This window comes from Pseudoalteromonas sp. APC 3355, from assembly GCF_030407615.1.
Taxonomy (GTDB): Bacteria; Pseudomonadota; Gammaproteobacteria; order Enterobacterales; family Alteromonadaceae; genus Pseudoalteromonas; species Pseudoalteromonas distincta.
Genome location: NZ_JASDDB010000003.1, coordinates 1 through 15,814, shown reverse-complemented (window position 1 = coordinate 15,814; position 15,814 = coordinate 1). Strand labels below are relative to the sequence as shown.

Annotated in this window: 13 protein-coding genes; 1 reads left to right on the top strand and 12 read right to left on the bottom strand. The window is 39.2% G+C overall.

Annotation, left to right across the window (positions count from 1 at the left end; translation table 11 throughout):
- The first annotated feature begins 495 nt into the window (after positions 1 to 495).
- On the top strand, positions 496 to 3,336 hold the full coding sequence (locus QMA08_RS06545) for a TonB-dependent receptor (RefSeq protein WP_290173992.1): 2,841 nt from the start codon (positions 496 to 498) through the stop codon (positions 3,334 to 3,336).
- A 326-nt stretch (positions 3,337 to 3,662) separates the two neighbouring features.
- Here QMA08_RS06545 and QMA08_RS06540 read toward each other — a convergent pair whose 3' ends face one another.
- The 12 genes from QMA08_RS06540 to QMA08_RS06485 all read right to left on the bottom strand — a co-directional run bounded on the left by QMA08_RS06540 (position 3,663) and on the right by QMA08_RS06485 (position 15,636).
- A complete protein-coding gene (locus tag QMA08_RS06540) occupies positions 3,663 to 5,441 on the bottom strand; it encodes a sugar phosphorylase (protein WP_002958672.1) in 1,779 nt (592 codons plus the stop codon).
- Between the two features lie 55 nt (positions 5,442 to 5,496).
- Entirely contained in the window at positions 5,497 to 6,717 is a 1,221-nt protein-coding gene (locus tag QMA08_RS06535) for a glycosyl transferase (RefSeq protein WP_002958673.1), read from the bottom strand.
- Complete coding sequence (locus QMA08_RS06530) at positions 6,710 to 8,455, bottom strand: HAD-IIB family hydrolase (RefSeq protein ID WP_290173991.1); 1,746 nt, start codon at positions 8,453 to 8,455, stop codon at positions 6,710 to 6,712. Before QMA08_RS06530 ends, QMA08_RS06535 begins: the two co-directional genes overlap by 8 nt.
- A gap of 145 nt (positions 8,456 to 8,600) precedes the next feature.
- Positions 8,601 to 9,839 carry a uracil-xanthine permease family protein gene (locus QMA08_RS06525; RefSeq protein ID WP_002958675.1) on the bottom strand — a complete coding sequence of 413 codons (1,239 nt, stop codon included), beginning with the start codon at positions 9,837 to 9,839 and terminating at the stop codon, positions 8,601 to 8,603.
- Between the two features lie 10 nt (positions 9,840 to 9,849).
- Positions 9,850 to 10,479 (bottom strand): uracil phosphoribosyltransferase, encoded by a 630-nt coding sequence (upp, locus tag QMA08_RS06520; RefSeq protein WP_002958676.1) that lies wholly within the window; start codon positions 10,477 to 10,479, stop codon positions 9,850 to 9,852.
- 146 nt (positions 10,480 to 10,625) lie between these two features.
- A complete protein-coding gene (locus QMA08_RS06515; protein WP_290173990.1) occupies positions 10,626 to 11,582 on the bottom strand; it encodes a phosphotransferase in 957 nt (318 codons plus the stop codon).
- A gap of 270 nt (positions 11,583 to 11,852) precedes the next feature.
- Positions 11,853 to 12,335 (bottom strand): hypothetical protein, encoded by a 483-nt coding sequence (locus tag QMA08_RS06510; protein ID WP_182747281.1) that lies wholly within the window; start codon positions 12,333 to 12,335, stop codon positions 11,853 to 11,855.
- A 126-nt stretch (positions 12,336 to 12,461) separates the two neighbouring features.
- Positions 12,462 to 12,650, bottom strand: coding sequence for a hypothetical protein (locus tag QMA08_RS06505; RefSeq protein ID WP_182712307.1), 189 nt, complete (start codon positions 12,648 to 12,650; stop codon positions 12,462 to 12,464).
- A gap of 127 nt (positions 12,651 to 12,777) precedes the next feature.
- Positions 12,778 to 13,359 (bottom strand): hypothetical protein, encoded by a 582-nt coding sequence (locus QMA08_RS06500; protein WP_290173989.1) that lies wholly within the window; start codon positions 13,357 to 13,359, stop codon positions 12,778 to 12,780.
- Positions 13,360 to 13,950: 591 nt separating this feature from the next.
- Positions 13,951 to 14,193, bottom strand: a complete 243-nt coding sequence (locus tag QMA08_RS06495) for a hypothetical protein (protein ID WP_290173988.1) — start codon at positions 14,191 to 14,193, stop codon at positions 13,951 to 13,953.
- Between the two features lie 112 nt (positions 14,194 to 14,305).
- Positions 14,306 to 14,662: a VOC family protein gene (locus QMA08_RS06490; RefSeq protein WP_290173987.1), complete on the bottom strand. Its 357-nt coding sequence runs from the start codon at positions 14,660 to 14,662 to the stop codon at positions 14,306 to 14,308.
- Positions 14,663 to 14,760: 98 nt separating this feature from the next.
- Positions 14,761 to 15,636, bottom strand: a complete 876-nt coding sequence (locus QMA08_RS06485) for an AraC family transcriptional regulator (protein ID WP_290173986.1) — start codon at positions 15,634 to 15,636, stop codon at positions 14,761 to 14,763.
- Positions 15,637 to 15,814 lie beyond the last annotated feature (178 nt).

The window sequence follows — 15,814 nt, the reverse complement described above, 5'->3', positions numbered from 1 at the left end:
TGAAATTTACTCATTTTAGATTTAGTAGCAACAAAAATAGCGTATTTTCAATTACTTCACGACAACATAAAATTACATAAATAAAACATTAAAGACTAATAAACCTTCTATTAAAATTTATTAATTAACTAACCTTCTCCTAAAAAATAAATATGAAAGCCTTGAAAAAGTTCATTATTAATACTCAAATGAAAACAAAAAACACTACATGATAATAAAAAGTGCATAGACAATAAAAAACCTTATTTTTAGTTACAAATTCATATCAAATAATTAAAATTATAAATGCAAAAAACGCAATAAACTGAACTTTATAAAAATTGATACAGAAATAACTCACTTGAATCCATCAAGCTACCTCTCTTCTATTACTGGTTTCCCCGTGCAATAATCGCCGACCTCATAAAAAAGTTATAGGTTTTTATCTAATACAGACTGTATTAAGTAAAAATAAATATTGTTTTAAATTACTATAAAATGTCCTTTGGGAAACACATGAAACGTCATAATTTACTTTCTACTAGCATTAAATGTGCATTAATTACTGCTGCTGCAACAGCAAGTAATTCTGTGCTTGCACAAGATGAGCAAGCAACAAAAATTGAACGCGTTGAAGTAACGGGTTCACGTATTTTACGTGAAGGTGCTATTGCACCTGCACCAGTAACAGTTATAAGTGGCGAGCAGCTAATTAATACAGGCGCTGTAAACATTGGTGAAGCGCTAAACAATTTACCAGCACTTGGCAATACATATTCTATGGCTAACTCAGGCCGTTTTATTGGTACTGCTGGTTTAAATATTCTTGATTTACGTAACATGGGTACAGACCGTACCTTAGTACTTGTAAATGGTAAGCGTCATGTATCAAGCTCTGCAGGTTCTCAAGCTGTAGATACCAATACTATTCCAAGTGTATGGGTTGAGCGTGTAGAAATTATCACTGGTGGTGCATCCGCTGTATATGGTGCTGATGCAGTAACAGGTGTTGTAAACTTTATACTAAAAGACAACATTGAAGGTATGGATTTTAGTGTTACCCGAGGTTTTGCCGATTTAAACAGCTACAACAACGAAAAAGCGACGTTCTCGTACGGCTCTAATTTTGATAACGGCCGTGGTAATGCAGCTTTTGCTATTGAGTACTCAGGCCAAGATTCATTAAATGCACTTGACCACCCTTGGACTAGTACTTCGTTTAGTAGTTTACGTAATCAAGCCCAAACAGATGCAAACAAAGATAGCGCAGCCTTCCCTGACAAAATCTTAACACCTAATGCTGGTTATTACGCAATTAATAACGCCGGTGTTTATGCACTTGAAGATGGATATACTAATAGCTTTAACGCCGACAGTAGCGCTCGCGACTTATACATAGGTGATAATGTAGATGGCTTGTCGTGTGCAAACTGTGATTCGTTTAATCTTGGTCAATTTGAAGAGATTCAACCTGAGTTCGAGCGCTACAACGTAAACTTTAAAGTTAACTACGATGTTACCGACGACTTAAATGTCTACTTTGATGCAAAATACGTAAACAGCCAAGGCGAAAGCATAGGCCAGCCTGCATTTTTCTTTTTCGACAGCGACAATAGCATTAAAATCGACAACCCTTACCTAGACCCAGCCATCAAAGCACGTATGGAAGAGGAAGGTGTTGATTCGATCATGGTTAACCGCATGATGACCGACCTTGGCCGCCGCATTGAAAACAATACGCGTGAAACAACGCGCTTTGTTACCGGCTTAAAAGGTACTGTATTTGAAGATTGGGAATTAGATACATCAGTTGTTTATGGCCAAACTGATCTTGAGCGTGAAAACGGCGCTAACATGATTTTAGCCAACTACTTTAATGCACTTGATGCCGTTGAAGATACAAATGGTAACGTAGTATGTCGTAGCGCTGCTGCACAAGCTGACGGCTGCGTTCCTGTAAACATTATGGGTTTTGGCGCACCATCTCAACAAGCTATTGATTACATAAATACAGTATCAGTTGGTACCTCAACAATTAAGCAAACGGTTGTTTCTGGCTCACTTGCTAATGGCGCTATTTTTGAATTACCAGCAGGTTATGTAGGTGTTGCATTTGGTGCCGAGTACCGTAAAGAAGAAAGCGAAACAAAAGAGCCAGATAACGCAGAAGGTACTTTCTTTAACGCACTGGGCGAAGATAAAGGTTCGTTCAACGTACGCGAAGTATTTTTTGAAGCGACGATGCCAATTTTAACTGATTTGCCGCTTATTCAAGATTTAGTATTTGACACTGCAGTACGTCATGCTGACTACAGTACGATTGGCGAAGCCACTAGCTGGAAACTTGGCCTTGATTGGACTGTAAATGATGAGCTACGTGTACGTGTAACACAATCTGCAGCACTTCGTGCGCCAAACATTAGTGAAGTATTTGGTGCAGCAAGTCAAACTTTTTACAATGTAGACGACCCGTGTCGCGCTGAAAACTTAGGTGACTTATCAAACGGTGCAACACGTACTGCAAACTGTGCCGCATTAGGCGTAGCGAGTGACTTTAATTCAGATTACGATTCAGCCTCTTTAGATGGTTTAAGCAGTGGTAACCGCGATGTTAAAGGCGAAGAGTCAACAAGTACAACTGTAGGCATTGTTTACCAACCAGAGTTTTTAGAAAACGCACTACTTACTATTGATTACTGGGAAATTGAACTTGAAGATGCAATTGACACAATTAACGCGCAAGACATTCTTGATCGCTGTGTTGATAGCGCAACAGGTATAAACAATCAGTACTGTAACTTAATTACACGTAATGCTAATGGTGAAATTACTTTAATACAAAACTCTGTATTAAATGTTGCTGGCCAAAAAGCATCAGGGATAGATTTTGAACTAGGTTACGACTTTGACGCGCTTGAAGGTAGCTTTAAAACCCGCTTAATTGGTACTTACTTAATTGAACGTAAAGATTACCCGTTCCAAGACGACCCTAGTAACTACATTGAATACGCAGGTACTACAGGTGAAGCTAAGTGGCAAACTAACTTATCTGTAAGTTATGTTATGGATAACTTTTTCTCAACAGTTGAAACACGCTTTTTAAGTGAAGTAGATTTATATACAAATGTTGAGCTTGAAAATAACCCGAACCCAAGTAATCAAATGTCTTACGGTAAATACTTTATTACCGATATGACTGTTGGTTACAACTTCGATAGCGGCTTAGGCATTAAAGTAGGTGTTGATAATCTATTTAATCGTAAACTTCCGTACGGTTCACGTGGTACAAGCGCGGGTAGCGCAAGTTACGATAACATTGGCCGCTTTGGCTACATTAACTTAAGCTACAGCTTATAATTAATAAAATAACTTATTAGGGCGTGTTGATCATTGGTGGGTGAATTTGCAGCAGTATGTTTGGTTTTTAGGCAAGGCAGAGCCTATGTAGTGTGGTTATTCCCCATAAATAGGCGATAACGCAGCATAAATACCAAACATGCGCTGCCCGAAGGGTTCTTTCTAGGGGCGATTAACTCTTTGTTGCTCGGTTTTTACTTAGCCCACTAGGTTACAAACCTCGCGTCGCGATTTAATCGCCCCTAGATTGAACAAATTTCAATCCACAAAGATCAACACGCCCTAGTTAAAACAAAGGCTCGCAGTGCGAGCCTTTTTAATAGGTCTTATTTAATATTACTCAGCCACACGCTTTGGTATGGTTCTAGCTCTATTGTTAATTGGCTTTCTTCAATCGTTTTATCTGCCACCAAATCAAACCACTTTTGGGTGTTAATTAAGTTTAAGTCGGCTAATGTAAGTGTTTGTGGTTTATCGCTAATGTTATAAACACAAAATATGCTTTGGCGTCTGTCTATACTTTGTCGCCAAAAACCAAATAATCCCCCCGCTAAATGCAGCGTAAACTGTGTAGCATTTGGGTGAAAGGCACTTTGCTTTTTGCGTACTGCCAATAAGCTTTTTATGCCGTTAAACACTTTATGATGATGACTGTACTTTTCACCAATTGCCGCCAGTAGCTTTGACTCTTGCCAACGATGGCGGTTAATAGCACGGTTATGCTGTGAATTTTCAAAGCGTTCGTAATCGTTAGTTGTACCCAACAAACTATGAATATAAAGCCCTGGGATACCTTCAAGCGCAAACATAATTGCGTGAGCACACATAAACCGCTCCAGGCCAAACTTATCTGGGCCATTGTGCGTCCCTTGGAGAGCATCAAATAAAGCAATATTTAGCTCGTACGGTGTATGCGTGCCATCGTTACTGGTTCGCATAGATACACGACCACCAAATTGCATAGTGGTACTTACAAGTGACGCCACTTCACTGGGTTGCAATAAACCTTCAATTGGTCTGAGCCCTATTCCATCGTGCGAGGCTATAAAATTAAAGTATGCCGTACCATTTTGCGCAGGTGGCATGCTCATCATCCAATGCTTAATTGCAGTGCTATCGCCACTAAGTAATGTATGAAGCAATAAAGGCGGCAGTGCAAAGTTATAAATACTGTGCGCTTCGTTGGCATTACCAAAATAAGACAAGTTTTCTTGATTTGGAATATTGGTTTCGGTAATTATAACTACGCTCGGCTCTGCGTGCTCAATAAGTGTTCGCATTAGCCTTACGGCTTCATGTGTTTGCGGCAAGTTAATACAACTTGTATTAAGCTGTTTCCACAAAAATGCGACCGCATCAAGTCTAAATAAACGCACGCCATTGTCTAAATAATGGCGAATTATTCCCACAAACTCTTTAAGTACCTCGGGGTTTGCAAAATCAAAATCAACCTGATCGTGACTAAATGTACACCACACGTGTTTTTCGCCGCTTGGCGTAGTTACAGTATTTAATAACGATGAGGTTCGCGGGCGTACAACTTGGCTTAAATCATCCGTTAAGCTCGCCGTTTTGAAATAATCTTTACCCGGGTGTAAATCATTTAAAAAGTTCTCAAACCATACACTTCTGCTTGAGCAATGGTTAATAACCAAATCCGCCATTAGCTTTACATCTTTAGCGATATTTTGAATATCTCCCCAATCACCCAAGGACTCGTTCACTTGCACGTAGTTCATTACGGCAAAGCCTTCGTCTGAGCTGTACGGGTAAAATGGCAATATGTGCAGCGCATTTAGTTGCATATCACATTGCTCTTTTATAAATCTGTGTAGTGTTTTAAGCGGTGCCTCCATTGGGCTCGATACGGCAAATTCGCTATCATCGTGTTTAATAATAGAGTCGCCATAAGCAATCAATACTATATCTTGTTCATCCCATCGGTTTGTATGGGGTGTCGGGTCGCGCAGTGCATTGCTACCTAATATAATTTTAATGAGTTGCTGAGCAAGCTCAGTAACCGATAAAGGCAGCTCAACACCCTCATAAATAATATGAAGATGTTGCTCTACTCGTTGTAAAAATAATTCGCTAACTGTGCTCACATGCGCCCCTAATATTTATTGTTTAGACTTATAGGCTAGTTAACCTGCACGCAGGTTAACTATATTCTTCGTTATCTAGCTCTACGGCTTCTTTTAAGCGCTCAAGTACGTCTGGCATTGCTGATACAACACGGTTCCAACTTGGCACAAATGGCGCTTCCATTGGGTTTTCTAAAAAGTGTTGCCCTGCTTCCATAATATTTTGTGCAAACATTTCCACTGCTTTTTCTTCTTGGTGTACATCAAGCGTTAACCCGTTCATTAGCGCGTCGTTATGATACGTTTCTATAAAATCTAGACCAATACGGTAATAAGTTGCTTTTAATGAACGGATTGTTTCGCTGGTAAAAGTAACACCTTGAGTCGCCAGCTTTCTAAACAATGCCTTAGTAATATCAATCGACATTTTAGACAAACCTGCACTTTGATCATCAAGTGAAAGTTCTTGGTGTTTATGATCGTAATTATCGGCAATATCTACTTGGCACAAGCGGTTATGCGAATAGTTACGATACATTTCACTCAGTACACCTATTTCAAGGCCCCAATCACTTGGGATACGAATATCGTTTAATACATCGCGTCTAAACGAAAACTCACCTGCAAGTGGGTATCTAAAAGAGTCCATATATTCAAGGTAGTCGGTATTGCCTAAAATTGTTTTAAATGAGCGAAGCAATGGCGTTACTAATAAGCGCGATACACGGCCATTAATTTTGCCATTAGCAGTACGCGGGTAAAACCCTTTACAAAATTCATAGTTAAAGCGCGGATGCGCAACGGGGTAGATTAAGCGAGCAAGTAGGCTTCTGTCGTAGGTTAAAATATCGCAATCATGTAGCGCGATAGACTCTACTTCTGCTGTAGCTAATTTATAGCCCATGCAATACCACACATTACGCCCTTTACCCAGCTCACGTGGTGCAACACCTAGCTCTTGTAATTCTTTATCAAGTGCTTGTAAGCGTGGGCCGTCGTTCCATAATACTTTATGGTTTTGGTTTAGCTCTTTAAAAAAGCCAAGTGCATGGCGATACTGTGCTTCGTCGGCTCTATCTAAGCCTATCGTAATTTGTGATAAATATGGTACTTCGCGCAACTCGCTAACTATATTTTGCAGCGCAGGGCCTTCTAGTTCACTAAATAGCGAAGGAAGTATCAACCCCATAGGGCGCTGCTTACTAAAAGTAAGTAGCTCTTTTTCTAGGTCTTCTATTGGTCTGTCGGCAATATTATGTAGTGTTGTAATAATGCCATTTTGATAAAAATCAGCCATGAGATGTTTGCTCCTCAGAAATACTTAAAATACTGCTAATACACGGCAACGACGTTATTTCTTCAATCCATCCCAGCGGTGCTGGTGATTGAGAGTATCGTGCTTTGTTGTGCGACAATTTAACCGGCTTTTTACTCGCCGGATTGGCAATAATAATGGCGATATTTGCGTGCTCTAACATTTGCTTATCGTTATCGCTATCACCCAGTGCTATAACCGTGAGAGGCTTTCTGAAATGATGGGTAAACTGTTTAACTAACCACTGCTGTGCAGCGCTTTTATCGGTATTTTTGGCAATATGAATGAAGCGTCCGCCAATTTTTATATCGTAGCCGAGTGCTTCAACATCGTTTACAAAGGCTGTGAGTAATTCGTCATTGCCATACCAATAAAGAGGGTCTGAATAATCGCGAGTTTGTGCGCGTCTTGCTTGTGCATCGTTTAGCCCGGTAAGCTCTGAAATTTGCTCACTCGATAAGTCACTAAACAATTTGTAATGCGCTTTATAATCCGCCTTTAAAGTATTTAAATCATTTAATAAACTCGATAACGGCTTTGCCATTGCGTAGCACCAATAAGCGCCTACTTTTTTACAACCAATGGGTTTTAATTCAAAATAGTCTTCTGGAATAAATACTGCTGCACCGTTTTCGACAATAAAAGGTTGTTGAATATTTAAATCGTTTTTAAGCTCTATAACTTCGCAAAAAGTTTTGCTGGTATTAAACACCACAGGAATATGCGCATTTTGCAGCTGCTGTAATAACTCACTAATATTATTTGTATTGTAATCGGCGTGATCGAGTAATGTTCCGTCCAAATCTGTAAAAATAATAGGTTGAAGGGTGTCATCACTCGTTAGGTGCATACCGCTAATATCTCGGTTGCTATCAAGTTCAATTAAAGCATTTGCTTTAGCGCTCAGTGTGTTTAAGTTCTCACGCGTAATGCGCTCAAAATGAGAAATAAAATACACCAATTGCTCGTTAGTCATGGTGCCTGAGCCTGCACCTTTTTTGGCTATTAGCTTTTGTTCTTGCTCTTGTCGCCATGTAAAAACATCACTAAAACTCGGTGCTTTTAGCATAACTGTATAATCAATTAGGTTAAAAACGGCTTTATATTCGTTTGCCAAACAGCTATTTACACAGCGGCGCCAAACGCCTTCTTTATCAAACTGTTGCTCTAACTCGTTAAGCGGCTCACTTAATGAAAACAGCGGTTGTGGCTCACTGCCCACGCACCACCCTTCTAAAATAACAATATCAACTGGCTTTTCATTTGTTAGCCAATCACTTGTTGGCACGCAGTCGTCTTCGTGTTTATTAAAACGTGGAAGCGGTACGTTTACCTCTCCTGCCAGTAAATTAGTTATTGTGCTATTCATTAACGCTACGTCGTGAGTACCCGGTACTCCGCGAGTAGTAAAAAGAGGATGTACGTCTTTGGCAAGCTCAGTACGTGCTTGTTTTGCTAAATAAAAGTCATCAATTGACAATGCTACACTGTTAAGTGGTGTGTTTTTAGAAAACCACGTAACTAAAAAATCTGCGAGTGTTGTTTTTCCTGAGCCCTGGCATCCATTTATGGCAACAAAAATAGGAGTATTTGTTTTTTTAGATTCGAGGATGTCATGCGCAAGTGGAACAAAATATTGCTCACTCAAATATTGATACTTTAAAGGCAGTTGGTGTTTTGCTAAAAACGGGGTTATATCCACAATATTGGCCTCTGACATAGTAACTCCTTTGCATACGATGCGTTCTGGAAATTAAATGCAGGTAATAGACCATTATTATTTTTGTATATTTATTAGTAGGTTAAAAAAATAGCGCATTGAAAATGCGCTATTTTGGTGCAATATTTTTAACTTACGTGCACTATTAACTCTCTTGAGGCTGCGCCTTAGGTAATACAAGATTGAGTACAATGCCTAAAATAGCGCATAAACTTACGCCCTCCAAACTAAATTGGCTACCACCTATATGCATACCGCCAATACCGCACACCAAAATAAGTGCAACAATACTTAAGTTACGTGGTGCTGTTAAATCATCGCCCGACTTAACTAATGTATTTAGACCCACTACAGCAATAGAGCCAAAAAGTAGAATCATAATGCCGCCCATTACAGGTACAGGTATAGTCTGTAAGCCAGATCCCATTTTAGCAACAAAGGCTAAAATAATGGCGATAATGGCTGTCCACATCATTACTTTAGGATTGAAGTTTTTGGTAAGCATAACTGCTCCAGTTACCTCTGAGTAAGTTGTGTTAGGCGGGCCGCCAAATAATGATGCAGCAGACGTCGCAAGGCCATCACCAAACAAAGTACGGTGAAGCCCAGGCTTTTTCAAAAAGTCTTTATTGGTTACTTGGCTTATAGCCATCATATCGCCAATATGCTCAATTGCAGGTGCTATTGCTACAGGCACCATAAACAAAATAGCCTGCCATTTAAACTCAGGCCATGTGAAGTTTGGTACAGCAAACCACTGTGCGTTAGTTACCGCGTCAAATTGCACAACGCCCATTGCAAGCGATAAACAATAACCCGCTACAACCCCTGCCAGAATAGGTATAAGCTTAAATACGCCTTTACCCCACACTGCAAAAATAAGCGTAACCACTAACGAGAACAACGAAATATAAATAGCGCTGCTGTAATCAATAATTTGAATACTGCCGTCGCCACTTTTACCCATCGCCATATTTACAGCAACAGGTGCAAGCGCTAAACCAATAACCATAATTACAGGGCCTACAACTACAGGCGGTAAAATTTTATGAAGCGTTGCAACGCCCTTAAATTTTACTAATAAACTTAAAAGCATATAAGCAAAGCCCGCTACCATTAAGCCGCCCATAGTGGCCGGCACGCCCCACATTTGCACAGCGGCAATAATGGGTGCAATAAAAGCAAACGATGAAGCTAAAAATATAGGCACTTGGCCTTTAGTCACTACCTGAAACAGCAAAGTACCAATGCCAGCGGTAAAAAGCGCAACATTAGGATCCAAGCCCGTTAAAAGTGGCACTAATACCAGCGCACCAAATGCTACAAACAGCATTTGCGCGCCTGTTAAAATAGTTTTTATTGAAAAGGTGTCATTATTTTGCACTTAAAGACTCCTAAACAGTACCGAATATTTTGTCGCCCGCATCGCCTAAACCAGGGATAATATAGCCCTTTTCGTTTAAGTGGCTATCTACAGAGGCTGTAAATATTTCTACGTCGGGATGTGCTGTAAGTGTTTTTTCCACACCTTCTGGTGCAGCTACTAATACAATTACTTTGATTTCTTTACAGCCTGCTTTTTTAAGCATATCGATTGTGGCAATCATTGAGCCACCGGTTGCAAGCATAGGGTCAATAACTAAGCTTAAGCGTTCATCAATATTACCAACAAGCTTTTCAAAATATGGTACTGGCTCTAGCGTTTCTTCGTTACGTTCAAGACCAACAACACTTACTTTAGCGGCTGGTAATAACTGCATAACACCGTCCATCATGCCAAGACCAGCACGCAAAATAGGCACTACGGTAATTTTTTTACCTTTAATATGCTCTACTTTTAATTTATTGCCATCCCAGCCTGTAATTTCGTTATCTTCTAACTGTAGGTTTTTAGTTGCTTCGTAGGTTAATAAGGTTCCAACTTCAGAACATAATTCACGAAAGCTTTTAGTACTAATACCATGCGCTCGCATTAGGCCTAATTTATGTTGAACAAGAGGGTGAGAAATAACGTGAATTGCCATAATATAAACCTACTGATACAAGAATTTGCAGTATTTTATATTAAAAAAGGTCATTTGACCTGTAGTTTTAAAGAGATTTTCATACATCGTGCCAAAATGTATTGTTTTGCTTGATATTTATGCAAGAGATTAGCAAAACCTGTTTATTAAATGTTACCCGCTAACCAGCTGTTTACTTGCTGTTGCATATAACTATTTATTTTTTGATGCTCGGGGCTCCACCCAGCTAAAAATCGATAAAAGTCAGCCCATGCAGCAGGCCATAAAGCGAGCCAATCGTCAGCTACTTTACTTGCTGGTGCCCAAGGGTGATAAGCTGTAATAGCAGCCTTTAAATTGTTAAAATAATACACAAGGTACTCATCAGCGCACTCGTGTAATTGTGCATCACTCAAGCAACTGGTCATAAAATACATTACATCAATTATCCCAGAACCTGCACCTATATACTGAAAATCATAACCGAGTATTTCATCGCGCTCATTTGCTGCAAAGTTAGCAAGTTTTGCATCGCCATGAATCAGCGTTTTATACGTACAACTTTGTAGCTGCTCATCTATTTTATGTGCAGCATTTTTAATATCGGACTTTTTATCAAGGTTATCTTTTAGTTTATTAAACTCATCTGGGCGCGTGCTTAAATGCCAGTAGTTGCCTTGCTGCCATAACCCTTCAGCGGGTTTACTTAAGTTAAACGCATGAAAGTGTGCAAGCCACCTTAATATAGCTTTAACATGTTGTGGCCCTGCTTGAGTAAACCCATGTTTGGTGAAATCCTTAAACACCAGCGCATATTCATCATCTTTATTAATTACACCTATACATTCAATACTTTGCGCATGTACTGGTAAATGCTGGCTATAAAGCTTATAAAATGTGTATTCAACACTATATGAGTGCTGCTTTCTTTTAAGCGCAAATTCGCTTTGTTTAATTTTAGGATGGTTTATATAACTGGGTATTTTAATCGCTTTAATAACGCAGGCTTTATCATCAAGCTGGCACTGCACAATACTGCCACATCCACTCCAAAGTGATGTAAGCGTATCGCCAATTTCAATGTGCTTAAAGTGAGGTTGTAATAAAGGAATGTAAAATGCCATAGCTATATTAAGTAATTAAGTTTTTTGTAGTTTAACATTAGTGGACGTTTTTAATAAAACTAAGGCATAAGAAAGCTCCACTTGGTTTTATACAAGTTTGTATGTAAATAGTGGCCAAAATCACTATGCCACAACACTTTGATTTTAAAATTAACTGGATAAAACCATGTCTTCCTAGGTTGAGTATATTTAGGCATTTTAGCCTCTTCAAAGTGATGAGGAGGTGTCCACTAAAACGGGTGAGGAGCAATGTCCTGCTTGAATGGTTTGTTATGTAACCTTTATACCACTTTCCTCAAAAAACTTTTCTAATTTACTTTTATTAATGTTTGATAGAAAAGCAAAAGATCTAAAGGTAATACCGACTTTAGATTTAAAGTCTATTAGGTGACCCAGCGGACCAAGATTATAGGAGCGTATTTCTTGAAGTGAATCAAGTGCAATGTCATCTTTAAAAAAGCCATAACCGTAAAAGTACAACCTATTTTGATGAATTTGAAAAACAGGCTTACTTAAGGCTCTAATAGACCAAACCCAAAGGATAAAACCAACACCAAATAAAATAATCAAAGTAAAATCTAAACGATAGTTAAGCAAGCTAAGTAATAATTCATCATCACTCCTATTACGAGCCTCTAAGAAATAAACACCTAAAAAGGTTCCTATCGGAACTCCAGGTATTACCCAGATGTACATTAAGAATGCTTTCCACATTGGATAACGTTCTGTGGACGAGTTTCTCCAGAATTTCACGATTCTTCCTTGGTTACATAACGCTTACATAAGCGGAAAATTATAGTTGGCTAAAATTTTGAGGAACGAAAAAGAGCCAACTGTAAATTTTCCGTTTGATGTTCTTGTTAGTTGCAAATAGTCAATTTAACCTTTGTCTACTTTTTGCTTTTTCTTGAGAGAAAAACCAAATACTGCACCTACCGCCATACCAAAAAGAACACCTAATAAAATATTCTGGATGATAATTCCTATTGCAACACCTATTGATATGCCAATAGCTAAACCAAACTTTATCGGGTTTTTTACCGCACCTGTTTTATTCCAATTACTCATCAGAGTTCCCTTTGCAACTAACGCCTCAGTAAGTGGCGCATAAATAGTTGGCTAAAATCAGCGACGAAGGAGCGTAAGCCAACTGTTTAGCGTCCATTCTTGACTGACTTGTTACATTCCGCGTGAACTACGTTTTTATTGTTTGACCAACATTATCTTTACTTTGTTGGATCAACTTATTTTGTCGAGCTTTATTATCAGTAACCCGGTCATAGGAACGAATATTTTCTTTGTAACTCCAAAAAGCAAGACGAGAAGGTTTTGATGGTAAAGTTTGCGATAACAAGCCTTTCCAATATTCTTCATCCCAACATTCTATTCCATCAAATTCCAACCCTGAAGTTCCCGGGTATACATTGCTTTGCCAGTACCCTAACTTACTAAACCCCTCATCTGTATAGATTGACTCTGGATCACCACTGCTAAATAAATGAAATATTGTGTTATGTGAATTTAATGGAGCATCTTTAGTATCAAAAGTATCCCCAAACATCATTTTGTGTTGGCCATTAAACTTAAACTTCAAGCAAACTTCTTTTGACTTAGCAATATCAGCTCTTCTATTTATTGAGAAGTTTGCGTGTTTACCATGATCTTCTCCATATATTTCTTTATTTTTCAAAATCGACAATGCATCGTCTATCGATGTCCAATGATATAAAACTTCGAAAAGTCCAATTTTTCCTGAAGGGATGTCTTTTAACGTCATTTAAACTAATACCAGTGTTGAAATACATTCCTATGTTTGACAGGAATGTAACGCCGCAAACAGCTGCGGCTTTGTAGTGGATTGTTTTGCGGTAGCGTAGCGTTAAACCGTAAAACAAGGAACGGAAAAGCCGTCAGACTGATTTGCTTTGTTATGTTTTGACACTCACACGTAATTTACTTGTTAAATATTTATAGTGAAGCCCATTAGCTAGCAAATCCACTCTTTCGGGATTTCCGCTATTGCCTCTTCAGATCCTTCTATATCCCAAATATGTTCCCACCCACCCGATGAGTAATTTTCAATTCGTACCGAATCCTTCCACTTCTCGAACCACTTATGCATAAAGATAAAGTCTTTGTCATCATCTACGTGGTCGATATATATGGTAACTTTCTTCATATTTCTCTTAGAACATAACGCCACCAGCAACCGCGAGCGAAACGCAGTGTAGCGAGTCGAGGCAGAGCGCTTTTTGCGCTGCAGGGTGTTGGGTGGTTTTGTTATGTGCTTGTTTAAAAGAACCATTTTGATGCCGAAAATTATAAAGCTAAACAAACGCAAAGTACGCCAACTTTGAAATTACTTATTTTACTCTAGTGATGCCCAGTAAACGACATCGCGAAAATCTTTTTTTGCACATTCTGTGAGCCTAGTTAATTCTTGCAAGTCACCTTTGCTGAGCTTAATTATCGCTGACCATGTGTTATCTAGGTTCATCTGTGACTCAGCCATTACATGTTGGAGTGTAATGCTATTTAACTCTTCTAGAGCGTTTGCTTCTTGCTCTCCTGAAAAATACTCCCGCAACTCTTCTCTAATTTCTTCTCTCATGCTGATTACACATAACGCCGCCATTACGCGGCTGCTTTGTAGTTGATTTTTTGTGGCAGTCTATTTCGCCACAAAAAAGCGACGGAAAAGTAGCTCGCCGTAAATGGCTTTGTTATAGCATGAACTCCCTTAGCTGAATGTGATTTCCTTCAGGGTCAGCTATATTACAGACCTTGAAAACAGGATTTGACCATTCACCCTCTAGCGCCTTACCTCCCAGCTCCATCGCCCGACGCTTTGCGTCTTCTAGGCTGTCTACTGCTACGAAAACTTTAACCGTATTGAACTTAGTATCAGGGAGCTCAACAGGTGGCACATGCACAACTATATTGAAACCTTCCCCACCCAAGCTTACCAAGTCATTTGTTTCGCGTAGGACGCGCAAGCCAAACATTTCTAGATAAAATGCTGACAATCTTTTGACGCTGCCAGCGTAAATAATGGCACCAAATCTGGCCGGACCGCTCATGCTTCTCCCTTACTAAGGATGTGAAAATTAAGTGGCTATAACGCCCCAATAAGCCGCTGAAAGGAGCGCAGCGTATTGAGGTCGGATTAATTGGTTTGTTATGTGCCTAAGTCAATCGGCAAATATATATCGGTTATCATTTCACTTTCTGATACTTCTGGGAAAAAACTAACCCTTTCAAAAAAAACAGGAAAGTCCCGAACTTCAAAATCAGAATCGAGAAGCCATTTGGAATACAGAAAGTTTACCACCGCGCCAATAGAGTCATCGCTGCCAATATGCCTAACTACTGCACATCTCCCAGTAGGGATTATTTTGCTCACGACTCCATAATCATTTGGCTCGACTTGGAAGTCAACAGAACAACAAAGATCAAACCTAAAATTTTCGGGGACTGTTACAGCAGGATCATCGTAAACCAAATTAAAGGTCTTGCTTTTATTTGGCGGAAGGTGGTTGATTTTTCTCCACTCAATGAATTTTTGTATTGTATTTCCTAACAGGTTTGGCGAACCTCGGTGCTCCATAACTGCAATTGATGTTTCAGGGAAATCAATCAGTTCCACTTTAAAATCAGGATTTTCATTCATAATTTTAGTCCTTAGCTTAATCACTGGTTCATATTTTGAACGCCAAGGAGTCCAATCAGGGGTTTTCCTAAATTCGAACGGACTTTTGTCAAAATGTTTTTTAAAAGCCCGAGAAAAAGCTTCATGACTTTCGTAACCATTCGCCAATGCAATATCAACAATCTTATCATCTACCCTATAGGCTAATTGGAAGGCTGCCTTTTTGAGTCGAAGTAATCTCACAAGCGATATTACGGGCATACCAAAGTGTGACGAAAATTGCCTATGAAAATGGTACTTCGATAAATATGCTAGCTGACAAAGCCTTTTAACATCAAGCTCCCCATCAAGGTTAGCATCAATATAATTGACTACATCTATAAACTGATCACGGTATTTGGTCATATAACTATTTCTCTCCTAAGCAACTCAATACTAGGAACTATTTAAATACGGATCTTGACCAAAGTTGCTGAGTTTGAAGGCACATAACGCTTTGCTAAGGGGCAATTGACTGTTGGCTAAACTTGCGCGAAGCGCCAAGCCAACTGTTAATTGTCCCAGTGAGTTTACGAACGAACTT